General features: G+C 61.6%; 5 protein-coding genes. 2 read left to right on the forward strand and 3 right to left on the reverse strand.

The genetic code is table 11. From position 1 onward, the window contains the following. Together VBE63_RS27775 and VBE63_RS27780 are read right to left on the reverse strand one after the other, a co-directional pair. Positions 1-537 (reverse strand): DEAD/DEAH box helicase (locus VBE63_RS27775; RefSeq protein WP_323686225.1); only part of this gene is annotated, 537 nt, incomplete at its 3' end. Further along, the gene (locus VBE63_RS27780) at positions 537-797 is read right to left on the reverse strand and encodes a hypothetical protein (RefSeq protein ID WP_323686226.1); all 261 of its coding nucleotides are present in this window, start codon (positions 795-797) and stop codon (positions 537-539) included. The genes VBE63_RS27775 and VBE63_RS27780, both read right to left, overlap by 1 nt. Positions 798-1139: 342 nt before the next feature. On the opposite strand from VBE63_RS27780, the gene VBE63_RS27785 reads away from it, so the two are divergent. Both VBE63_RS27785 and VBE63_RS27790 read left to right on the forward strand, forming a co-directional pair. Next, the gene (locus tag VBE63_RS27785; protein WP_323686227.1) at positions 1140-1496 is read left to right on the forward strand and encodes an MbcA/ParS/Xre antitoxin family protein; all 357 of its coding nucleotides are present in this window, start codon (positions 1140-1142) and stop codon (positions 1494-1496) included. Between the two features lie 36 nt (positions 1497-1532). Then, a complete protein-coding gene (locus tag VBE63_RS27790; RefSeq protein WP_323686228.1) occupies positions 1533-1892 on the forward strand; it encodes an RES family NAD+ phosphorylase in 360 nt (119 codons plus the stop codon). A 91-nt stretch (positions 1893-1983) separates the two neighbouring features. On the opposite strand, the gene VBE63_RS27795 is transcribed toward VBE63_RS27790, so the two are convergent. Further along, the coding region (locus tag VBE63_RS27795) for a Txe/YoeB family addiction module toxin (RefSeq protein ID WP_323686229.1) at positions 1984-2205 on the reverse strand (222 nt) is incomplete at its 5' end.

Consider the following 2205-nt stretch of genomic DNA (forward strand, 5'->3'; position numbering starts at 1 on the left):
CGAGATCACGATATCGCCGCGCGTGCGCACCGCCTTGCGCGCATCACCCGGGGTGTCGCCGTCGAAGGTGAAGGCCTTGATGCCGAGGGTTTTGTCGCCTGTGCCAGCCCGGTTCAGCTCCATCAGCTCCGCAACCTGATCCTGTGCCAACGCCTTGGTCGGGAACAGATAGAGCGCCTTGGCGCCGCGGCTCAGCACCGCATCCAGCACCGGCAGGTTGTAGCAGAGGGTCTTGCCGGACGCGGTTGGGGTTGCGACCACCAGATGCTCGCCCTGCCGCGCCAGGTCCCAGGCTGCGCGCTGATGACTGTAGAGACTGGTGAAGCCTCGCGCTGCCAAGGCCTGGCGCAGCGCTGGGTGCATGGATTCCGGGATCGGCGCCTGGCGCGCAGCTGTCGCTGGCATGCGCAGCTCGCCGGTGATGCGCGTGCTGTATTTGCGTTGCAGTCGCGCCAGCAGTCGCTTCACGCGGTCATCGTCTTCTGCGCCCTGGCTCTTTGATTCCGGCGGGACTCTGTTGAACTTCTGTGCTCCCATCAGTGTTCATCAGAAACGCGTTCGTCGCCCACACGCGGTGCCTCACCGCCAGCCTTGGCGAGAATGCGATCGAATGCGTCGAGATCTGCGTGTGCCGCGCGCTCTTTTAAGTACGCTGCAGTGCGCGGCGCTGCGGCCTTTTCGGCGACAGCGACATTAATGAACGGGTCGATGGTCGTGCCTTCCTCGGCAGCGAGGCGCTGCACCTCGTCTGGGAGCGACTTCTGCAGCCGCAAATCGTCGGTGCTTGTCGTTGTCATGGCAGTCTCAGTAAGGTGTTGCTAGGCCGCTCGACCTGGATCGAAAACAGTGTCGCGATGCGTCATGGGGCTGCGGAGCGCGACGACGATGACATCGGTGTCTAGGGCAAGGATCATGCGCTCGAGCATAGCCTTAACTGATGAGGTCTGCAGGGTCAATGAACTGTAGGTTCTGCGGTTTGCTGTTCAGGAAAGTTTGTCATTGGAAACCGAGCGCGAGTAGCAGGGAGCGTGCGGCGAGACCGCGCCTCCAAGAAGGTGCACACTGGGTCATGTTGCAAACGGCGGCTTTTTCTTCTATACGATGCAAATACAACAGATGAGGCAGGAGGGTTCTTCGTCATGCAGGCCGCTCAGCAGAGCGTTCCCGATGCCCGAGCTGTGCTGGCCAAGGCGGTCGTCAATGCCGGCAAGGTTCTCGGGCTGTCCCAAGAACGGCTCGGTGAGATCATCGGGCGCGATCGCACCGCTTTCAGCCGCGGACTTGATCCAGCCAGTAAAGCCGGCGAGCTTGCGCTGCTGTTGATCCGCTGCTACCGCAGCCTCTATGCGCTGGTCGGTGGCGAGCAGGCGGCGATGCAGCATTGGGTGCACACGCCGAACCTGGATACGGGCGGCGTTCCGGCGGAGCAGATGCGCTCGGTGCAGAGTCTGGTTCAGGTGGTCGAGTACCTTGACGCGTTGCGCGGCCACGGATAATCGAGTGCGCACGTCGACGCTGCTGCGCTTGGGGTCATGAGCGATCTTTGGTCCGCCTGCGAGCAGCGGCTACAGAGCGCGCCTTGCGATGAACATCGATCCCTGCTGCGCGATCCTCGCGATTACCGTGCGACCCAGGCCTTGGGCAGCGCGTTGCGAGCTGCCGGTATCGACCTGTTCGAGTTCATCTCGGCACGCGATTCAGAACAGGGAATCAATGTGGCGCTGTTCCGGCCTGATGCACTGGTCAGTCGGGCACCACTCGGCCTCAGCCGCTGGCTGTGCGAGACCACAACCGCCGCAGTCATCTTTGCGTCCGAGGGCGCGCACGAACTGCATCGATTTCCGTTGCGGCAGTTTCTCGTCGACGGCTCATTGCCGAGGCCAGCGATATGATGACGCTATGTGTGCTGGTCGGCGATGCGCGGAACCTGACGGATGGAGCCAGCCGACGCACCCGAGCAGCTCTTTGAGTGCCTCGCAGGCGTTAGGTCTCAAAAGAGTCGTAGTGGCCGCCTATGGCAAAGATATAGAGATGAGTGTCGTCAAATTTATACACAAGCCGATCCTTCCGGCTGAGTCGCCTCGACCAAAAGCCGGAAAGATTGTGTCGAAGGGCTTCGGGTTTCCCCAACCCCGCGCCGGGATCGCCGCGCAACATTTCTTTCAAGATTGCGCAAAGATTCTTGTGCATTCGTTTGTCGCGCTC

The sequence above is a fragment of the Lamprobacter sp. genome (assembly GCF_034860625.1).
Taxonomy (GTDB): Bacteria; Pseudomonadota; Gammaproteobacteria; order Chromatiales; family Chromatiaceae; genus Lamprobacter.